Source organism: Burkholderia sp. Bmkn7 (genome assembly GCF_041103175.1).
Lineage (GTDB): Bacteria > Pseudomonadota > Gammaproteobacteria > Burkholderiales > Burkholderiaceae > Burkholderia > Burkholderia cepacia.
Window position 1 is genome coordinate 316,075 of record NZ_JBGCUH010000002.1, and the last position, 17,984, is coordinate 334,058.

The 17,984-nt window shown below is 67.2% G+C and carries 19 protein-coding genes and 1 pseudogene; 9 read left to right on the top strand and 11 right to left on the bottom strand.

What is annotated here, in order from left to right; all coding sequences use genetic code 11:
• On the top strand, positions 1 to 831 hold the full coding sequence (gene dapF / locus AB3K92_RS07285; RefSeq protein WP_369464739.1) for a diaminopimelate epimerase: 831 nt from the start codon (positions 1 to 3) through the stop codon (positions 829 to 831).
• A 219-nt stretch (positions 832 to 1,050) separates the two neighbouring features.
• Here dapF and AB3K92_RS07290 read toward each other — a convergent pair whose 3' ends face one another.
• From AB3K92_RS07290 to AB3K92_RS07305, 4 genes are all read right to left on the bottom strand, one after another.
• The gene (locus AB3K92_RS07290) at positions 1,051 to 1,479 is read right to left on the bottom strand and encodes a PRC-barrel domain-containing protein (protein WP_042974211.1); all 429 of its coding nucleotides are present in this window, start codon (positions 1,477 to 1,479) and stop codon (positions 1,051 to 1,053) included.
• 188 nt (positions 1,480 to 1,667) lie between these two features.
• The gene (locus tag AB3K92_RS07295) at positions 1,668 to 2,624 is read right to left on the bottom strand and encodes a hypothetical protein (protein WP_369464740.1); all 957 of its coding nucleotides are present in this window, start codon (positions 2,622 to 2,624) and stop codon (positions 1,668 to 1,670) included.
• A 16-nt stretch (positions 2,625 to 2,640) separates the two neighbouring features.
• On the bottom strand, positions 2,641 to 3,771 hold the full coding sequence (locus AB3K92_RS07300; protein WP_369464741.1) for a 3-deoxy-7-phosphoheptulonate synthase: 1,131 nt from the start codon (positions 3,769 to 3,771) through the stop codon (positions 2,641 to 2,643).
• A gap of 189 nt (positions 3,772 to 3,960) precedes the next feature.
• Positions 3,961 to 5,277: a lipase family protein gene (locus tag AB3K92_RS07305; RefSeq protein ID WP_369464742.1), complete on the bottom strand. Its 1,317-nt coding sequence runs from the start codon at positions 5,275 to 5,277 to the stop codon at positions 3,961 to 3,963.
• A gap of 405 nt (positions 5,278 to 5,682) precedes the next feature.
• On the opposite strand from AB3K92_RS07305, the gene AB3K92_RS07310 reads away from it, so the two are divergent.
• From AB3K92_RS07310 to AB3K92_RS07320, 3 genes are read left to right on the top strand one after another with little or no spacing between them, the layout of a single operon-like run.
• Complete coding sequence (locus tag AB3K92_RS07310; RefSeq protein WP_059553163.1) at positions 5,683 to 6,237, top strand: hypothetical protein; 555 nt, start codon at positions 5,683 to 5,685, stop codon at positions 6,235 to 6,237.
• Positions 6,238 to 6,265: 28 nt separating this feature from the next.
• Entirely contained in the window at positions 6,266 to 6,688 is a 423-nt protein-coding gene (locus AB3K92_RS07315; protein WP_369464743.1) for a hypothetical protein, read from the top strand.
• Entirely contained in the window at positions 6,688 to 7,953 is a 1,266-nt protein-coding gene (locus tag AB3K92_RS07320; RefSeq protein WP_369464744.1) for a hypothetical protein, read from the top strand. Before AB3K92_RS07315 ends, AB3K92_RS07320 begins: the two co-directional genes overlap by 1 nt.
• Positions 7,954 to 8,044: 91 nt before the next feature.
• Here the strand turns inward: AB3K92_RS07320 and AB3K92_RS07325 are convergent, their stop codons facing one another.
• A complete protein-coding gene (locus tag AB3K92_RS07325) occupies positions 8,045 to 8,752 on the bottom strand; it encodes a YceH family protein (protein WP_369464745.1) in 708 nt (235 codons plus the stop codon).
• A gap of 410 nt (positions 8,753 to 9,162) precedes the next feature.
• Between AB3K92_RS07325 and AB3K92_RS07330 the strand changes: the two genes are divergently transcribed.
• Positions 9,163 to 9,927, top strand: a complete 765-nt coding sequence (locus AB3K92_RS07330; RefSeq protein ID WP_059487650.1) for an SDR family oxidoreductase — start codon at positions 9,163 to 9,165, stop codon at positions 9,925 to 9,927.
• A 13-nt stretch (positions 9,928 to 9,940) separates the two neighbouring features.
• Here AB3K92_RS07330 and AB3K92_RS07335 read toward each other — a convergent pair.
• The 3 genes and pseudogenes from AB3K92_RS07335 to AB3K92_RS07345 form a co-directional block, all read right to left on the bottom strand.
• Positions 9,941 to 10,648, bottom strand: a pseudogene (locus tag AB3K92_RS07335) (MOSC domain-containing protein).
• Complete coding sequence (locus AB3K92_RS07340; protein WP_048023763.1) at positions 10,645 to 11,541, bottom strand: dihydrodipicolinate synthase family protein; 897 nt, start codon at positions 11,539 to 11,541, stop codon at positions 10,645 to 10,647. The pseudogene AB3K92_RS07335 and the gene AB3K92_RS07340 overlap by 4 nt, the downstream one beginning before the upstream one ends.
• Positions 11,542 to 11,590: 49 nt before the next feature.
• A complete protein-coding gene (locus AB3K92_RS07345; protein ID WP_059586201.1) occupies positions 11,591 to 12,373 on the bottom strand; it encodes an aldolase in 783 nt (260 codons plus the stop codon).
• Positions 12,374 to 12,506: 133 nt separating this feature from the next.
• Between AB3K92_RS07345 and AB3K92_RS07350 the strand changes: the two genes are divergently transcribed.
• Complete coding sequence (locus tag AB3K92_RS07350) at positions 12,507 to 13,049, top strand: helix-turn-helix domain-containing protein (protein WP_021158662.1); 543 nt, start codon at positions 12,507 to 12,509, stop codon at positions 13,047 to 13,049.
• 31 nt (positions 13,050 to 13,080) lie between these two features.
• The gene (gene hutC, locus AB3K92_RS07355) at positions 13,081 to 13,818 is read left to right on the top strand and encodes a histidine utilization repressor (RefSeq protein WP_048023760.1); all 738 of its coding nucleotides are present in this window, start codon (positions 13,081 to 13,083) and stop codon (positions 13,816 to 13,818) included.
• Positions 13,819 to 13,922: 104 nt separating this feature from the next.
• Here hutC and AB3K92_RS07360 read toward each other — a convergent pair whose 3' ends face one another.
• Both AB3K92_RS07360 and AB3K92_RS07365 read right to left on the bottom strand, forming a co-directional pair.
• Positions 13,923 to 14,771 (bottom strand): phytanoyl-CoA dioxygenase family protein, encoded by an 849-nt coding sequence (locus tag AB3K92_RS07360; protein WP_069255070.1) that lies wholly within the window; start codon positions 14,769 to 14,771, stop codon positions 13,923 to 13,925.
• A 39-nt stretch (positions 14,772 to 14,810) separates the two neighbouring features.
• Complete coding sequence (locus tag AB3K92_RS07365) at positions 14,811 to 15,614, bottom strand: ABC transporter substrate-binding protein (RefSeq protein WP_048023756.1); 804 nt, start codon at positions 15,612 to 15,614, stop codon at positions 14,811 to 14,813.
• A gap of 440 nt (positions 15,615 to 16,054) precedes the next feature.
• On the opposite strand from AB3K92_RS07365, the gene AB3K92_RS07370 reads away from it, so the two are divergent.
• Both AB3K92_RS07370 and AB3K92_RS07375 read left to right on the top strand, forming a co-directional pair.
• On the top strand, positions 16,055 to 16,534 hold the full coding sequence (locus tag AB3K92_RS07370) for a helix-turn-helix domain-containing protein (RefSeq protein ID WP_021158659.1): 480 nt from the start codon (positions 16,055 to 16,057) through the stop codon (positions 16,532 to 16,534).
• Positions 16,531 to 17,220, top strand: a complete 690-nt coding sequence (locus AB3K92_RS07375) for a nucleotidyl transferase AbiEii/AbiGii toxin family protein (protein WP_021158658.1) — start codon at positions 16,531 to 16,533, stop codon at positions 17,218 to 17,220. Before AB3K92_RS07370 ends, AB3K92_RS07375 begins: the two co-directional genes overlap by 4 nt.
• Before the next feature lie 3 nt (positions 17,221 to 17,223).
• Here AB3K92_RS07375 and AB3K92_RS07380 read toward each other — a convergent pair whose 3' ends face one another.
• Positions 17,224 to 17,898 (bottom strand): ankyrin repeat domain-containing protein, encoded by a 675-nt coding sequence (locus AB3K92_RS07380; protein ID WP_021158657.1) that lies wholly within the window; start codon positions 17,896 to 17,898, stop codon positions 17,224 to 17,226.
• Between the last annotated feature and the right edge of the window lie 86 nt (positions 17,899 to 17,984).

Genomic DNA, 17,984 nt, shown 5'->3' on the forward strand with positions numbered 1-17,984 from the left:
ATGCCGATCGGATTTCAGAAGATGAACGCAAACGGCGACGACTTCGTCATCGTCGACCTGCGCGGTCAGGATCAGGAACACCTGCCGCGTATCGACCGCGACCTCGTGCGACGCATGGGCGACCGGCACCGCGGCATCGGCTTCAACCAGCTTGCCGTCGTGTCGGACTGCGACGACGCGGCGGCCCGCGTCGCGTTCTGGAACGCCGACGGCTCGCCGCTCGACACCTGCGGCAGCGCAACGCGCGGCGTCGCATGGAAGCTGATGCGGGAATCCGGCATGGCGTCGCTCGTGCTGCGGACCCGCCGCGGTTATCTCGTGTGTTCGAGGGAGACGAACGGCCTGATCACCGTCGAGATGGGCACGCCGCTCACCGGCTGGCGGGACGTGCCGGTCGCCGACGCACTCGACACCCTCGCGCTGCCGCTGCCCGGCGCGCCGGCCGCCTGCAACATGGGCAACCCGCATTGCACGTTCTTCGTCGACGATCTCCGCGCGATCGACGTCGCGGCACTCGGCTCCGCCATCGAAACGCATCCGCTGTTCCCGCAGAAAACCAACGTGCATTTCGTTCAGGTCATCGATCGCATGCATATTCGCCTGCGCATCTGGGAGCGCGGCGGCGGCGTGCCGCTCGGTTCGGGATCGTGTTCATGCGGTGCGGTCGTCAACGGCATCCGGCGCGGGCTGCTCGACGATACGGTGCGGGTGACCTGCGACGGCGGCGACGTCACCGTCCGATGGGACGGTACCGGCAGCGTGCTCCTGAGCGGGCCGGTTTCGTTCGGGTTCAGCGGGGTATGGGTGGGCGAGGAGAAGCCGGCGATCTGATCGCCGGCATGTGCGGCATTCACGGCGTGTGACGGCGCACCGTGCCGATTCGCGCGCGATGCGCAGTTGCATCGGCATCGATCGTCGAGGCAATTCGTCCGGAGCCACGATGCGAGGCCGAGCCGCCGCTGACTCGCGCCGACTCGCATGGCCATCGACGAACGACGGTCGCCGCCCCCGGCGCGGTGCGCGCCGGGCGGCGATGCATCGAATCGGCGATCAGTGCTTGTCGTCGACCTTCTTCGGCTTCGGCGGCGACGGCACCTTCGCGTACTGGAACGCCGGCGTCGCCTTCAGCGCTTCCTTCGTCGCGCCCGGCAGGTAGATGTTGCCCTTGCGCACGTCGAGCGACGCGATCGGCACCGCGACGTCGTGCGCGGCCACGCCGAGGAAGCCGCCGGCCGACACGATCGCCGCGGACACCGAGCCGTCCGGCGCGACGATCAGGTCGCGCACGGTGCCGACCTTCTGGTTGTCGTCGTTGTAGACGGCCTTGCCGAGCACGCTCTTCTTCACGCTCCAGCCTTCGAGCAGCGCCTGCGATTGCTCGACGGTGACGCTGATCGGCTGCGCACCTGCGATCTGCGCGTGCGCGCTGACGCTCGAGGCGAGGACGGTTGCTGCGATGAGGGTCTTGTAGAAAGCCATGCTGTTGTGCACTCCGGTGAATTGTTGTCGGTCGCGGCGGTCGGCCGAGCCGCCGCCGTGCATGCGCCGCGCGAAGCCCGGCGGCCCGCGCGCGACACATCGCACCGGCCCATGTTAGCGCCACTCGCGCAACGCTGCATCGGACGCGATGACGCAGCACCCGTCACCCGCCCCGCGCGATGGCGACACTACGGACAACGCAGCGAATCGCGAACGCGATCGAACTCCGGCAGATAACGCGCGTAGTTCTCCTCGCGCGCCGTGTAGATCAGCGCGCAGGTCTTCGTGTCGCCGGCAGTCGCCACGACCGCCTGGTGGACGACTGCGTCGCCGAGCGTCTCCTTGTGCTCGCAAGTCAGTGCAGGCCTGCCGGCTATCGTTTCGTTTGCCGCGTGCGGCGATTCGGTCGCGCTGCCCCCTTCCCCGCCTCCCTCGTCCCACCCGTCGCAGAGGCTCGACAGGGCATCGTCGCTCTTGTCGCCGATGACGAACTCGATCCCGGCCGAGATCAGCCCGAACCTGAAGCGCCGGATCCGGTAGGTCGCGTCGCCGCGATCCTCCGGCTGGTTCGCGACCCGCCATCCCGCAGGCAGACGCAGTTCCGCGGGCGCCGGATAGTCGCGCACGAGCCGCAGGTCGTTGTCGAAGTTCAGCACACCCGCAACACCCAGCACGACGATCGCCGTCGCAATCGACAGCCAGACGCCGAGCAGCGTCAGCAGGCCGATGCCCGCCGCACGCCAGTTCGATTGCAGTGCGCCACCGGCCGCCCGGTGAGCGTCGACGGCCGCGCGCTGCGCGTGCCGTGCATAGACGATCGTCCCGGCGAGGCCGGCAACGACGACCACATGCACGAGCGCGTGGGGCACCGCCGCGGTTTCCGGAACGTCCGCCGCCGCGTAAAGCACGATCGACACGAACGTGACGAGTGCCGTGACGAGAATCTGCCGCTGCGCGAGCGCGCGGTGGCCGAGACGCCGCGCGTTCGCCGCGAGCAGGATGCCGCCGGCGAGCGGCGAGCCGAGAAACGCCGCCCAGCCTATGCCCGCCATCGTGAACAGCTTGCCGGGCGGCACCGTCGCCGCCCCGCCGGAAGCAGCGGGCTCGCCCGGGACAGCCGGTGCGTCGGAAGGGAAATCGGTCATGCCGGTATCGTCCGCGTCATGCGTTGCGCGACTGTGCACGCCGTTGCCGCACGGCCTCCGCCAGCACGTCGAGCACCGGCTCCGTCTGCGTCCAGCTCAGGCATGCATCCGTGATCGATACGCCGTACTTCAGCGGCACGCCCGGCTTCAGGTCCTGCCGCCCTGCCTCGAGATGGCTCTCGACCATCACGCCGACGATCCGGTGCTCGCCCTGCCCCAACTGCCGCGCGAGATCCTGCGCCACCTCGATCTGCCGCTCATGCGACTTGTTCGAGTTCGCGTGCGAGCAGTCGACCATCACCTGTTCGCGCAACCCGGCCTTGCGCAGCACCGCGCAGCTCGCCTCGACATGTTCGGCGTCGTAGTTCGGGCCGTTCTTGCCGCCGCGCAGGATCACGTGCGCATCGTCGTTGCCGCGCGTCTCGAAGATCGCGGCCATCCCCATCTTCGTCATCCCCATGAACGCATGGCTCGCGGCCGCCGCGACGATCGCGTCCGACGCGACCTGCACACCGCCGTCGGTGCCGTTCTTGAAACCGATCGGGCAGCTCAGGCCCGACGCGAGCTGGCGGTGGCTCTGGCTCTCGGTCGTGCGCGCGCCGATCGCGCCCCATGCGATCAGGTCGGCGATGTATTGCGGGCTCAGCAGGTCGAGGAATTCGGTCGACGCCGGCAGGCCCAGTGCGTTGATGTCGAGCAGCAATTGCCGCGCGGCACGCAGCCCTTCGTTGATGCGGAAACTGCCGTCTAGGCGCGGGTCGTTGATGTAGCCCTTCCAGCCGACCGTCGTGCGCGGTTTCTCGAAGTAGACGCGCATCGTGATCAGCAGGTCGTCCTTCAGCGCATCGGCGGCGGCCTTCAGCCGGCGTGCGTAGTCGAGCGCTTGGTCGTGATCGTGAATCGAACACGGGCCGACGACGAGCAGCAGCCGGTCGTCGCGGCCGTGCAGGATGTCGCCGATCGCGCGGCGCGTGCCCTCGACGAGCGTCTGCGTGGCGGCCGGCACCGGCAGCTCGTCCAGCAGCAGCGCGGGCGAAATCAGCGGGCGCACGGCGCCGATGCGGACGTCGTCGATGCGCGTGGTGTCTTGCGTCGCGTCGGCGCTGCCTACCTCGCGATCGTGGGAAGGATTGTCGAGGTTCTGCATGGTGATTCTCCGGGGGACGTCTGTAATGATGAGCAGGCTCGATTATGGCACCCGGGCGGGGCGGCGAAGGGTTCCGGCGGGAGGACCGGGCGCGGCGAAGGCCGCGTTGATGCGACCGGGATCAATCCCGGAATGAAAAAAGCGACCCGTGAAGGGTCGCCCGGCCATGCGCCTCGCGGTACGGTGCGGCTAGTGCAGCGTCTCGGGCGCCAGCGAATCGCTCGGCAGCAGCGACGTCAGCCAGCAGTTGCTCGGCGCGGCTTTCCCGTTGAAACGGTCGTAGAGCCACGGCAGCATGCCGGCCACCCACGGCACGATCGCCCCGGCATGCTCGAGCGGATACTCGGTGTACGTGACCGGCGTGCCGCTGGCGCAGAACTTCTGCGCGAGCGCGCGCACGTCGTACGCGAGCATCACGCCATCACCCATCTGGCTGCTGAAGGTGCCGTCCAGCGCGCCCGCGGTGCCCTGGCCGATGAACATCGGGATCGTCGGCGATGCGGCCAGCCCGGCATTCACCTTGTTGGCATACGTCACGTACGCGGGAATGCTGTTGATGTCGTTCGCGTATTGCGGCTTGAACAGCGTGCCCCAGTGCAGCCCCGTGTATTTCGGCAGGATGTACGCAAGCGACTGGCTCTGGATGTCGTTGAACACGGCGACGCCGGTATCGCTGAGATAGGGCGTCAGGTCGAATCCGTAGCCGCGCGACAGCCCGGCCAGCGCGGCCGCGGCCACGCCGCCCCATACGATGCTGCCGTCGACATAACGCAGGTTGTGCGCGGGGTCGACCAGCACACCGCCTTCCGCCGCGCCGACGAGCTGCCTGTTGATATCGGGCGCATAGCTCGGCGCGAGCTGCGCGGCCCAGTTCGTCGCGATCGCGCCGCCGGAATAGCCGATCATCGCGACCTTGCTCGACGGACTCAGGCCGGTCGACGGCGTATTGAGCGCCGCGCGGATCGAATCAAGCGTGGTCATCCCGTATTCGGGGCCGGCGGCGAAGTCGGCCGTCTGGCCTTCCGTATCGGGCACGATGATGTTGTAGCCGAGCAGCAGCAGCGTCGACAGCGGAATCGATTCCGCGCTGTAGAGCAGCGTGCCGACGTTGATGATCTTCGTGACGTCGCGATCGCCGGCGATCACCTGCGACGGCTCGTCGTACGGGTTCAGCGAATCGTAAGCCGACTGGTACGAGATGGCCCGGCCGTTGCTGACCTGGCTCCGGATCACCGACGTCACGTTCACGACCGGCTGGTTCAGCGCGTTATTGGTGCGATACAGCAACTGCTGCGCGGTCAGCGCGGTCGGAATGCCGGCCACGTGATAGGTGACGTTGCGTGTCTTGAGCACCGTGCCCGGTGGAATCGATGCCAGCGGCGTCGTGCCGGTGTAGGTATAGAACGGATCGGACACGGCCGGTGCGCCGGCGCTGGCCGGCGGTGCGGCGACCGCCAGCGCGGCGGATACGGCTGCCGCGGCCAGCATGAAACGTCTGGAGGACATGGTTGGGGCCCCTGGGATAACCAGCTCTCATCGAAGGAAGTTCGGCGGTGTTGCAGACCATCGTGTGCGCCGCGTCAAAACCGTTTCCGTGCCATCGACTGTCTCCTGTGAAAGATTGGTCCGGCCTGTTCTGAATTCGTCGTTTTAGTAGGAGTACAAACCGGATTAATTGAAGCACATCGAGAACGCGCTCGACGGGCGTTTTCCATTGTTTGAAGGTAAACGTCTAAACGCGCCGCCGCACGATGCGGGGCGCGCCGGCCGTTCGGCCGACTGTCCGCGTTTCGCGGAAGTACCGTACGATCACGGCTGTCGGGTACCGAAGCGGCCGCGTCGTGCGATGCCGGCCGCACGGCGCACCGCCTGCCTGTGACCGATCGTTTCCTGCCCAGCCGACACGCCACGATGACCGTCTCCGAACTGCTCCGCGCCATTCGCCAACCGTATGCCGACCTGCTCGCGAAAGCGGCCGCACAACCGGCCGTGATCGCCGAACCGGCCTACCGGCGTGCCGACGGCACGCTCGCCACCGAAGGGCCGCTCGCGCTGCCGTGCCGGGCCGACATCATCGCGACCGAAGGCGAATCGGCCGGCCAGCCGGCGATGGTCGATTCCGCCACGCAGCTGGATTTCGAGCCGTTCGCGTTCGATCTCGACACGGCGGCCGTGTCGATCCGCCCGTTCGTGTGGGACTGGGCCGCGATCGAGGCCGACGGTCTCGACGAAAGCGCGGCGGCCGACGCGTTCAAGGCATGGTTCTTCGCGTGGTTCGATGCCGACGACGAGAACACGCCGGCCGAAAGCGGTCTGCACGGGATCGTTCACTACCTGTCGGAACCGGTTCGCGCGGAACAGGGTTGGCGCGTCCATGCGGATCTCGGCTCCGCGCCCGAAACGGCCGTCGAGGATCTGCTGTTCCGGCTCGTCGATGCGGGCGCTTCACGGATCAGCGTCGGTTGATTGGCCACTTCGTTTCCCTTACGCCATCATGAAAAAACTCTTCGCAGCCGTGCTGCTCTGCGTGTCGCTGCCGGCACTCGCCAAGGTATCCACCGACGTGTTCTGCTTCAGGTCGGACGGCGACAAACCCGTGCGCTTCGAGATGCGCACCTACTATGACGATGCGGTCAAATGGTCGGGCGGCATGGTGCGCTATGCGCAGTCGAAAACGGCCCTGCCCCTGGTGATCGAACACGAGGAGGATGAGGTGCTCGACGAAAGCCGTCCGCACCAGTACACGACGACCTGGGTCGAAATGGTCGGCGGCAAGGTCAACGGGCGCTACGAAATCATGACCCAGGGCGCGATGGTCTATTCGATGACTTACACCAACGCACGCACCGGCAAGCAGACCGCGTTCGGCCGCGCGCTGGATGTCGACGCGTCCGAACAGACCGGGTGCCGCTGGTGATGCGCCCGCTGATCCGGATCGCGTGGGTGCTGGTCGCGCTGCACGCAGGCTTCGCGCATGCCGCGCCGCGCACGGTCTACGAAGGCACGCTGCAAGGTGCCGGAGCCGTCGTGATGGAACTCGACGATCGCCCGGCCGCGGACGGCTCGATCTCGGGCCGCTACTTCTACGCGCAGCACGGCGTCGATATTCCGCTGCACGGCACGCCCGCGCAACTGGTCGAACCGCTCGTGCGAACGCAGTTGCCGGACGACGCGCGCGACGCGTCGGGATTCCGCGGGCAAGCCGATTTCGATCATGCCGCGGCCACGTGGCAAGGCACGCGGGACAAGGCCGGCTATCGCGGCCGCTGGACCGACACACGCTCCGGCAAGACGCGCAGCTTCACGCTGCGGCGCGTCGCTGAATACGATCCCGACGTGGTTGCGCCCGGGTCGGTCGAAGCCGTTACCAACAGCATCGCCGGTGGCGTCGGCAGCGGTATCGCAAGCGGCGTGGCCATCGACATGCGGCAGGCGCCTTATGCGACGCTGAAGCTTGCCGGGCACGCGCAGCCGGCCGGCCCCGAGATTGGAGACGGCACCGTCGCGTACCGGATGTGGCGCGACCCGCGCACGAAGCTCATGTACCCGCGTCTGAGCCGCCATCCCGATGCAGCGGTCATGGCACGGGTCAACCGCCTGCTCGAACAGCAGCACTGGCAGATGAATCTCGCCGCGCTCGAATGTGCGTCGACCCGCTATTCCGACGATGGGCCGGCCGCCGGTTCGCTCGGCGGCTACGACGACGAACAGGTGACGGTCACGTGGCTGTCACCTGCGGCACTCGGCATCGTGGAATCGGGCAGTACGTACTGCGGCGGCGCTCATCCGAACAATCACTACGATCCGGTCACGTTCGACCTGCTGCGTGGTACGTACCTCGACTGGAATCGCGTGATCGACGCGGCTACGACAGGCAAGGACGGCGACCCGGGAACGAGCCCCGCGCTGGTGAGTTTCATTACGCAGTTGCGCGACAAGGCAACACACGGTCTGCAAGTGACAGACGGCAAAGACGTCTCGCTGTCGTGCGCGGACGTGTTCCCCGAGTATCTGGCGTTCGAACTCGACGCACCCGGCAAGCTGTCGTTCGTCGTATCCGGGATCGGCCACGCGATGGGCGCCTGTCTCGGGCCGCAACTCGACGTGCCGTTTGCGTCGCTCGCGCCGATCCTGAGGCCGGGCGGCGCGCGTTATCTCGTACCGGGCGTCAAGCTGAAGTAATAAGGCGGTGCGGCCGGCATCCGCATCGCGCCCCCGCCCGGCCGCATAACGACCGGGCCGGGCGAGGGCGCATGAACCGCAGTCGCTCGTGTCAGGACGCGTCGCCTTGCGCGTCGACGTCGATGCCGAGTTCGCCGGCCATCCGCAGAACCAGCGCATTCAGTCGCGCCACTTCATCCGCGAGGCGCTTCTGTTCAGCCTTCAGCGCTTCGAATTCCGAAGGCGGCACGGAATCCGCGCCGCCGGCCTCCGCACCCGCGAAGTCGGCCACGTTCACTTCGCCGCACATCAGGTGCATCCAGCGGTTCTCGCGCGCGCCCGGCGCACGCGGCAACCGGACGACGAGCGGCTGCGCGCGCGCCGCGAGTTCGTCGAGGAACGCCTCGACCGACGAGATATCCGCGAAACCGTGCAGGCGCGCGCTGTTCAGGCGCAGCTCGGCGGCCGTCTGCGGGCCGCGCAGCAGCAGGATCGTCAGCAGCGCGATCGCCTGGCTCGGGATGCCGAGCACGCGGTTCACGTTGTGCTCGAAACGCGGCACGCGGCTGCTGCTGCCTTGCATCACGAGGCTCAGGTGCTTCAGCCCGTCGAGCGCGGTCGTGACTTCGTCCTCGCTGACGTTCATCACCGGCGAGCGCGCGGTTTTCTGGTTGCAGCCCGCGGTCAGCGCATTCAGCGACAGCGGATAGGTGTCCGGCACCGTGTGCTGTTTCTCGACGAGCACACCGAGAATGCGGGCCTCGAGGGGCGTGAGTTCGCGAAGGGCGCGTGGCGTGGGCGTATCCGGCGTGGTGGTCATGAGTGGCGTCGCAGCGTGCAGCAGGTGAAGGGAAACAGTCGCGGCCCGTCCGGCATCGCGCACGGGCGAGCCATATGATAGCTCGCGTCGCGTGGCCCGGTGCCGCTCGCCGCGCCGGCGCGCGCACTTGCCGCAGCCGGCTTTCGCCCGCCCTGCCTGCCGGCCGTCGCCGCGCGGCGACGGATGCGCGCCGTGACGGCGATTCCGCCGCCTCGCACGCGGCGGCGTTTGCGCGACACGCATGCCGGCGCTACGATATGCGTCACCCCGACGTCCGCGGCGCCGCGCGAGCGCTTTCGCACGCATCACCACGCATCGCCCGTCCCGCACGCCATGCCGCCACGCATGCGCGTCGCCCGTCGACGCCACTCATCCGCTCATCCATTCACCCCTTCGACCCGCTCACCGCCATGACCGCATCCTCTTCCGCACCGCACGTGCGTGCCATCGTCACCGGACACACGCGCGGCCTCGGCGCGTCGCTCGCCGAACAGCTGCTGCTGGAAGGCATCGCCGTGCTCGGCGTGTCGCGCAGCCGTCATCCGACGCTCGCGTCACAAGCCGGCGACCGATTCACCGAAATCGAACTCGACCTGTCGGACACGCCGGCCGTCGCGGCATGGCTGGCCGGCGACACGCTGCGCCGCTTCGTCGACGGCGCGTCGATCGTGCTGCTGTTCAACAACGCGGGCATCGTCGATCCGATCGGCCCGCTCGCCGCGCAGGATCCGGCGATCGTCGCGCGCGCGGTCGGCGTGAACGTCGCGGCGCCGCTGATGCTGTCGGCCGCGCTCGCGCAAGCGGCATCGGCCACGACCGAATGCCGGATCCTGCACGTATCGAGCGGCGCGGCGCGCAACGCGTACGCGGGCTGGAGCGTCTACTGCGCGACCAAGGCCGCGCTCGATCATCATGCGCGCGCGGTCGCGCTCGACGCGAACCGCGCGTTGCGGATCTGCAGCGTCGCGCCGGGCGTCGTCGACACGGGCATGCAGGCAACGATCCGCTCGACCAGCGAAGACAACTTCCCGATGCGCGAGAAATTCGACCAGTTGAAGTCGAGCGGCGCGCTCGCGACGCCCGAGGCGGCCGCGCGGCAGTTGATCGGCTATGCACTGAGCGATGCGTTCGGCTCGGTACCGACCGCCGACGTGCGGGAACTGCCGGGCCACTGAGCCACGCCGAACGTCAACGTCCTTCGAGCCGCTTCGTCCAGTCTTCGACCTGCCGCTCCGCCCGGCGCCTGTCGAGCAGCTTGCGCCAGCCGGCCGGCAGTATCGGGACCTAGCACAGCGCGTCGAGCGCGGCCATGTCGAGCGTGCGCCGGTACAGCACGCCGAGCACCGCCGACAGCGTCCATTGCGGATAGACGCGCCGCTGCAGCGCCAGCACGTCGCCCGGCGCCACCCAACCCTCCTGCAGCACGCGGTAATACCAGCCGGTCCGGCCGCTTTGCTGCACGAGCGCGGCCATCCGCGGATGATCGAAGCGCGCGTTGAGCTTCCAGCACGGCTGCCGCGACTGCGACACCTGAAGCACGGCGCCGCCGAGCGTGAACTCGTCGCCGAGACACACGTCGTGCTCGGTCACGCCGTGCGTCGACAGGTTCTCGCCGAACGCACCCGGTTGCGCGAGCACGTCGCGCGCGCCGATCTGCGCGGCCCACCATGGGTAGTGATCGTGCGCATAGTGGTGCACCGCCTTGTCGGGGCCGCCGTGATGCCGCGCATCGGCCTGCTCGTCGCCGGCAAAGCCGAGCGCGCCCAGCCACAAGCGCGATCCGACCGGCTGCTTGTCGATCGCGCTGGCGTGCGGCGTGCCCGCCAGCGGCCGGCTCGCGCCGATCCGCACCGCGCCGATAACGGCCGAGATCGCCGGCCGTGCCGCGTCGCTCATGTCGTCACACCGTCAGGCAATGCCGCGAGCAGGCGTTCGAGTTCGCGCGTGCGCGCGTCGCCGAGCGGCATCAGCGGCTTCCTCGGTTCGCCGGCATCGAAGCCGCACAGGCGCAGCCCGGCCTTCACGGTCACCGGCAAGCCGCCGTTGACGATGAACTGCAGCAGCGGCAGCTGCGCCTGAAAGACCGCCCGGGCGCGCGCCAGGTCGCCCGCGCGCATCGCGTCGAACAGCGCCAGCGGCAACGCCGCATTCAGGTTCGGCGCGGCCGTGCACCATCCGGCCGCGCCTGCCGCGAGCGCGGCAAGCGCCATCGGGTTGCTGCCGTTGTAGAACGGAATCGCGCCGTCGCTCAGTTGCGCGAGACGGTGCATCCGCCCGATGTCGCCCGTGCTCTCCTTCACCATCGTCACGTTGTCGACGGTCCGGCAGATCGTCGCGATCAGGTCGGGCGACATGTCGACGCCGCTCGTCGCGGGGTTGTTGTACAGCATGATCGGGATGCCGATGGCAGCGCCGATCGCGCGATAGTGCGCGACGATCTCGTCGTGACCGAGCTTCCAGTACGACACCGGCAGCACCATCACCGCATCGGCGCCGGCTTGCTCGGCGAAGCGCGCGCGGCGCACCGCGCCCGCCGTGGTGAGATCGGAAATGCCGACGACGGTCGGCACGCGCCGGCGCACCGCGCGGATCGACGCGGTGGCGACAGCCTCCCATTCGGCGTCGGACAGGTACGCGCTCTCGCCGGTACTGCCCAGCGGCGCGATCGCGTGGACGCCGTCGGCAATCAGGCGCTCGATCAGCGCATCGAGCGCCGTGAGGTCGACGCCGCCGTCGGCGGAGAACGGTGTAACCGGGTAGGCAATGATGCCTTTCAGCAGGATGGACACGATAGTAATCCTCAGTGATGGTCGGGCGCGGCGGCGGCGAATCGCCCGCTCACGCGACGCAGTCCGGATGCGTGCGCAATGCCCTGCGCGCGTAATAGTCGAAGGTCACCGCGTCGCGCTTCGGCTTCGAAATCCAGTCGTGCGCTTCGCGCGCCAGCGCCGGCGGCACCGGCCTGATCTCGCCGGCCGCCATCGCGAGCAGTTGCAGCTTCGCGGCGCGCTCGATCAGCAGCGCGAGGATGCACGCTTCCTCGATCGTCTTGCCGACCACGAGCTGGCCGTGATGCGACAGCAGGATCGCGCGCTTGCTGCCGAGCGCCTTCGAGATGATCTCGCCCTCCTCGTTGCCGACCGGCACGCCGGGCCAGTCCTTCAGGAACGCGCAATCGTCGTACAGCGGGCAGGTATCCATGTGCGACACGACGAGCGGCTGCTCGAGCATCGACAGCGCCGCGACATGCGCCGGATGCGTATGGATGATGCAGTTCACGTCCGGACGTTCGCGATAGATCCACGTATGGAACCGGTTGGCCGGATTCGGGATGCCTTCGCCGTCGACGACGTCGAGATCCTCGTTCACGCGCAGCAGGTTCGCGGCCGAGATCTCGTCGAAACCGAGCCCGAGCCGCTGCGTGTAGTACGTGCCGGCGTCGCCCGCGCGGCAGGTGATCTGCCCGGCCAGGCCGGAATCGTGGCCGGCGTCGAACAGGATCCGGCACGTGAGCGCGAGCTTCTGCCGCGCGGACCAGCCGCTGTCGCCCACCTCGTTGTCGAGACGCCGCTCCGCCAGTGCGACCAGCGCCTCCTTCGTCAGATTCAGCGTTTCCGCCATGTTCACCTCCTGAATGAACCGGGTCGGTCGCGCCGTCCGCGCCGCTTTCCCGGGAACACGTGACACACGATACACCACAGGACACTTTGTGTCATGCGTTACAATCGGTTTTTCGAAGGACACCTGGCGCCCCATGACGATTCGCCTGAAGCTGCTCAGAAAACAGAAGGGCTGGACGCTCGATGTGCTGGCCGACGAGACGGGCCTCACCAAGAGCTACCTGTCGAAAGTCGAGCGCGGCCTGAGTGTGCCGTCGATCGCGGTCGCGCTGAAGCTGTCGAAGGCACTGAATGTCGATGTCGAACAGTTGTTCTCGGAAAGCCGCAACCGCGAGCTGATCACGGTTACGCGCGCCGGCGAGCGCACGGCGATGGGCGCGGCGGCCGACAGCCACGCACACCGCTTCGAGAGCATCGCGGCCGGCGTCGCGCCGAAGAAGATGCTGCCGTTCGTCGTGCATCCGCCACACGAATTCGTCGCATCGACGTTCCGCGAGCACGAAGGCGAGGAATTCCTGTTCGTGCACAAGGGGCGCGTCGAAATCGAATTCCCGAACGAGACGGTGCAACTCAAGACCGGCGATTCAGTCTATTTCAACGCACTCATCCCGCACCGCACGCGCAGCCTCGGCGCCGCGCAGGCGGAGATCCTCGTCATCGTCAGTCACGACGACTAGCCTCGCCACCTCTTCGCGCAAGGATCCCCCGATGGTCACGAAGGCCACCGCACCGTTCCAGCAGATCAAGACGCTCGTTCGCCAGAACGTCGACTCGGGCGACTGGCGCCCCGGCGACCGCATTCCGTCCGAACTCGATCTCGCCGCGCAGTTCGGCGTTGCACGCATGACGGTCAACCGCGCGCTGCGCGAGCTGACCGAGGAAGGCGTGCTGAAGCGCATCGCGGGCGTCGGCACGTTCGTCGCCGAGGTGAAGCCGCAGTCGAACCTGCTGATGATCGCGCACATCCGCGACGAAATCCGCGCGCGCGGGCACGAATACCGCTGCCGCGTGCTGAGCCAGTCGAGCGAGCCCGCGTCGTTCGACGTCGCGGCCGCGTTCGGCCTGCCGGTCAATACGCCGGTTTTTCACGTGGTGTGCGTGCACGAGGAAAACGGCCGCCCGATCCAGCTCGAGGATCGCTACGTGAACCCGGCCGCCGCGCCCGGTTTCATCGACCAGGATTTCCAGGTCGAACCGCCGTCCGAGTACCTGTACAACAACGTGTCGCACTACGAACTGGAAATCGAGCACGTGGTCGATGCGTCGCTGCCGACCGGCGAACAGGCGCGGCTGCTCGACATGCGCGCCGACGAGCCGTGCCTCACGCTCACGCGCCGCACCTGGACGAACGGGTTGCCCGTCACGTTCGTGCACTTCCTGCATCCGGGCAACCGCTACCGGCTCGGCTCGCGCTTCAAGCCGGGCGCCGGGCGCCACCCGACCTGATCCTTCGTCACACACCCTTCGTCAAACACCGGCCCGCACAAAAGCGCGCGGCGGCCGTTCCGTCGGAAAACGGCCGCCGCGTCGTTCATGCCCGCCCGCCGGCGTCAGAGCGCGCCGGCCTGCCCCGCGCCACGCGACCACACGACCGGAAACAGCGGGTGATCGAGCGGCGCGCCATCGGGCAGTTGCTCCGCGAGCCCGGGGAAATCGGGCGACGTCTTCCAGCGGCGCGGCGCGTGACGAATATCGTCGCCGACGAAGCGGATCGAGAACGCGCGCCGACGGTTCTGCGTACCGCCCGACGCGTGCAGCGTGAGCATCCGGAAGCACACCATGTCGCCGGGCTCGAGCGCCCAATAGCGGATCGGAAAGGCCGCGCGGTCGCCTTCGATGTCGGGCAGGTCCGCGAGGCTGCCTTCCGGAAACCACTTCGCTTCCTTGTCCATGAACGTGCGCGGCATCAGCCACGGCCCGCGATGCGAGCCCGCGACGAATTCCAGCGTCGATTCGAGCGGCACCGGATCGACCGGAATCCACATGCTGACGTTGTCGTCGCCCTCGATGTTGTAGTACGGCTGGTCCTGGTGCCACGGCGTGCGCTGCCGCGTGCCGGGCTCCTTCACGAGCAGGTGGTCGTGATGGAGCCGCACGTTCTCCGTGCCCATCAGCGCGGCGGCCACCGACGGCGCGGGCGAGCGCACGATGAAGTCGCGATACGCGTCGTTGTGCTGCCAGTTGCAGAAATCCTCGAAGAACCAGCCCGGATCGTCGGGCCGGCTCGCGACTTTCGCGCGCGGGCTCGGCTGCGCGAGATTCGCGTCGATGCCGGCGCGCAGCGCGGCGACCTCGTCGGGCGAGAAGATGCCCTTGATGCAGACCGCACCTTCCTCGCGGAACGCGGCGATCAGTTCGGGCGTCACGGCTTGCGCGACGCGATCCTCGATACTCGTCATGGTGTGCCTGTCGATTGAATGAATTGCGGAGTCACCGAATCACGGTGCCGAAGTCAGCTGCTGCTTCGCACCGTAGATGTCGAAGTCGAAATATTTCGCGGCGATCTTCTGGTACGTACCGTTCGCGCGGATCGCGACGATCGCGTCGTTCAGCCGCTTCTTCATCGCGTCGTCGCCCTTGCGCACGCCCATCGCGACGCCGTAGCCGGTGATCCGCACGTCGGTCACGTCGGGGCCCGCGAACGCATAGCCCTTGCCGCGCGGCGTCTTCAGGAACGAATAGCCGGCCTGCGTCTTGTCCTGGAAGGTCGCGTCGAGGCGGCCGTTGACGAGATCCTGGTACACCTGGTCCTGGTTCTGGTACGAGACGATCGTCACGCCCCTGGTCGCCCATTCGGCTTTCGCGTACGCCTCCTGCGTCGTGCCCTGATCGATCCCGACGCGCTTGCCCGCGAGCGACGCGGCGGTCGGCAGCAGCTTCGAGCCGACCGGCGCGACGAGCGCGCCCGGCGACGCATACAGCTTGTTCGAGAAGTCGATCTGCTTGAGCCGCTCGTCGGTGGCCGTCATCGCGGACATGATCACGTCGAACTTGCGCGCGCGCAGCGCCGGAATCATCCCGTCGAAGCCCTGCTCGACCCAGACGCACTTCGCACGCAGCTGCTCGCAGATCGCATTGCGCAGGTCGATGTCGAAGCCGGCGAGCGAGCCGTCGGGCTGCTTCGCCTCGAACGGCGGATACGTGGGGTCGATGCCCCAGCGGATCGTCGACGTGTCCTGCGCGAACGACACGAGCGGCGCGAACGCCAGCGCGGTAACGAGAAGCTTTGCAGTGCGGTTCATGGCGTGTCCTTGATGGTCTCGACGCGGCGTGCAAGCGCCGGCGTCCGGTGGGGGGCGGTGCGCGAACGACTGGGACTTCGATGAAACTGCGATGCAGTCTAGACCGCTCATTTTTTGAGCGCAAGCGGGGGAAGACGGGATGGGCGGCTTAAGGCCGGGTGGAAGCGAGACGACAGAGATCGCGCGCGAAACAAGCCTGAATGGCGAGGATTTTCGCGGTTTTCGGGTGTTTACCCTGCGAGACGCACACCAGCAACAGAGCGTGTTTTTCCGGATATCCGAGAAATAGCGATGTCTATACAGGTATCGCCCGATCCCGATCCAGTGGCGTTGGCGATGCGTCCTATACCGCCCCAGGCGTTCTCAGAGACAATAAGCCATCCGGACATGTAAGATATACTTTACATTCAAGCGTATTGAATCTGCGCCGGGAGGTCAACGTGCAACTCTATGAAATCGGTCAGGCCGTTGCGAGACGGAGGGCGGAACTCGATCTCACGCAGGCCCAGCTTGCCAAGCTCGCCGGGCTGTCTCGGTTCACCGTCAACCAGCTCGAAGCCGGCAAAGTCAAGGATCTCGGAATCAACAAGCTGATCCCGTTGCTCAGCGTGCTCGGCATCGAACTTCTGGCATTGCCGCGACAGGCCCATAACGGCCTCTACAAGGCCGTCGTGAGCGCGAACGTCAGCTACAAGGGTGAATTGACCGAACGCCTGCTGGCCGACGCGTTGACCACTGGACACATTCCGGAAGGATACGAGTCACAGTTCTCCGTCATCCTCGACGAGGTGCCGTTACCTGTCGTGGTGAAGGCGGCAGAGGAAGCCGCCGAACGCTCGGGCACCCCGCTTCGGACCATCTGGAAAAACCTCGCGGCATGGTCGAAGGATCTTCACCTGTATCGGGAGGTATGGGCATGACCGCACCATCCGCGTTGCCTGACGGCCCGTGGCAAGGCCTTTTTCGTCACGCAGTGACGCTGGTTGACGAGATACGCAAGCACGGCACGTCGAATCCGTTCTGGACGTTCGGCGGAGGCACGGTTCTCATGCTGCGCCATGGCCATCGCGTGAGCAAGGACGTCGACATCTTTGTACCCGACCCACAATATCTCGGGTACGTGAATCCCCGCATCAGCGACGCCGCATCCGACATCACGACGGACTACGAAGAACATGCTGGTTTCGTGAAACTGGTACTGCCCGACGGCGAAATCGACTTCGTAGTCTCCCGAAATCTAATGTCTCCCGGCTACGACGAATGGATGCTGATGGATCACGTCGTCAAGGTCGAGACTTCCGCGGAAATCGTCGCCAAGAAAATGTGGCACCGTGGCGATCGCCCGACCGCGCGGGACCTGTTCGATTTGTGTCTGGTCATCGAGCGAGAACCGGACAGCCTGATGCAAGCAGGGGCATTTCTCGTTCGACATCGCGATACGTTTTTGCGTCTGCTCAACGAGCATCGTACCTTCGTCAAGTCGCGTTTCGACGACATCCAGACACTCGGCTACACGCCGTCGTTCGACTATTGCGTCGAACTGGCCGAAGCATTCCTGCGCAAACTTCCCGGCGGCACGCCCGAACAAAAGTCACGCCGCCGCTAAGCGTTACCGCGCCCCCGCCCCCACCAGCACCCGCTCGATCGCCGCATACCCGCGCCGCCGCGCATGCTGCAGCGGCGTCACACCGTTCGAGTCCGCCAGATTGACGTTCGCGTGCCCGTCGACGAGCAACTGCACGATCCGCACATAACGCTCGCTGCCGTCGCCGAGCATGATCGCCTCCAGCAGCGCAGTCCAGCCGAGCCGGTTCACGTGGTCGACGTTCACGCCCGCGTCGATCAGCGTGCGCACCGTCTCCACATGGCCGCGCTCCGCCGCCGGAATCAGCGCGGTGCCGCGATAGCGGTTCGTGCTGCGCAGGTCCGCGCCGTGCGCGAGCGTCAGCCGCAGGATGTCGAGATAACCGCGCGCACCGGCATACAAATACGGGCTGTCCTGGATCGCGTCCTTCGCGTTGACGTCCGCGCCCGCGTCGATCAGCACGCGCGCCGCCTCGACGCGATTGCCGTGTGTCGCGATCAGCAGCGCGGTGCGCCCCTGCCCGTCGCGCGAATCGATCTGCGCGCCGCGTTCGAGCAGCAGCCGCAGTTCGCCCACGTCGCCCCGGTCGGCCGCGCTGCGCAACCTGCCCTCGAGCGCGCCGCCGTCGGCGGCGGCCACGGCCGACGTGAGCGTGGTCAACGCAAACGAGCCGACGATTGCGATCCGTTTGAAAAACATCCAGTGTCCTCCTGGCCTGCCGCGCACGCCGAAGCACGGCCGATGCGATGCATCACGCGCCCCCGTGGCGCCACCCGACGCCGCGC

What these genes read in the sequence shown, in the direction of transcription:
- dapF (WP_369464739.1), top strand. Translation starts at nt 1, where the DNA reads ATGCCGATCGGATTTCAGAAGATGAACGCAAACGGCGACGACTTCGTC.
- AB3K92_RS07290 (WP_042974211.1), bottom strand. Translation starts at nt 1,479, where the DNA reads ATGGCTTTCTACAAGACCCTCATCGCAGCAACCGTCCTCGCCTCGAGC.
- AB3K92_RS07295 (WP_369464740.1), bottom strand. Translation starts at nt 2,624, where the DNA reads ATGACCGATTTCCCTTCCGACGCACCGGCTGTCCCGGGCGAGCCCGCT.
- AB3K92_RS07300 (WP_369464741.1), bottom strand. Translation starts at nt 3,771, where the DNA reads ATGCAGAACCTCGACAATCCTTCCCACGATCGCGAGGTAGGCAGCGCC.
- AB3K92_RS07305 (WP_369464742.1), bottom strand. Translation starts at nt 5,277, where the DNA reads ATGTCCTCCAGACGTTTCATGCTGGCCGCGGCAGCCGTATCCGCCGCG.
- AB3K92_RS07310 (WP_059553163.1), top strand. Translation starts at nt 5,683, where the DNA reads ATGACCGTCTCCGAACTGCTCCGCGCCATTCGCCAACCGTATGCCGAC.
- AB3K92_RS07315 (WP_369464743.1), top strand. Translation starts at nt 6,266, where the DNA reads ATGAAAAAACTCTTCGCAGCCGTGCTGCTCTGCGTGTCGCTGCCGGCA.
- AB3K92_RS07320 (WP_369464744.1), top strand. Translation starts at nt 6,688, where the DNA reads ATGCGCCCGCTGATCCGGATCGCGTGGGTGCTGGTCGCGCTGCACGCA.
- AB3K92_RS07325 (WP_369464745.1), bottom strand. Translation starts at nt 8,752, where the DNA reads ATGACCACCACGCCGGATACGCCCACGCCACGCGCCCTTCGCGAACTC.
- AB3K92_RS07330 (WP_059487650.1), top strand. Translation starts at nt 9,163, where the DNA reads ATGACCGCATCCTCTTCCGCACCGCACGTGCGTGCCATCGTCACCGGA.
- AB3K92_RS07345 (WP_059586201.1), bottom strand. Translation starts at nt 12,373, where the DNA reads ATGGCGGAAACGCTGAATCTGACGAAGGAGGCGCTGGTCGCACTGGCG.
- AB3K92_RS07350 (WP_021158662.1), top strand. Translation starts at nt 12,507, where the DNA reads ATGACGATTCGCCTGAAGCTGCTCAGAAAACAGAAGGGCTGGACGCTC.
- hutC (WP_048023760.1), top strand. Translation starts at nt 13,081, where the DNA reads ATGGTCACGAAGGCCACCGCACCGTTCCAGCAGATCAAGACGCTCGTT.
- AB3K92_RS07360 (WP_069255070.1), bottom strand. Translation starts at nt 14,771, where the DNA reads ATGACGAGTATCGAGGATCGCGTCGCGCAAGCCGTGACGCCCGAACTG.
- AB3K92_RS07365 (WP_048023756.1), bottom strand. Translation starts at nt 15,614, where the DNA reads ATGAACCGCACTGCAAAGCTTCTCGTTACCGCGCTGGCGTTCGCGCCG.
- AB3K92_RS07375 (WP_021158658.1), top strand. Translation starts at nt 16,531, where the DNA reads ATGACCGCACCATCCGCGTTGCCTGACGGCCCGTGGCAAGGCCTTTTT.
- AB3K92_RS07380 (WP_021158657.1), bottom strand. Translation starts at nt 17,898, where the DNA reads ATGTTTTTCAAACGGATCGCAATCGTCGGCTCGTTTGCGTTGACCACG.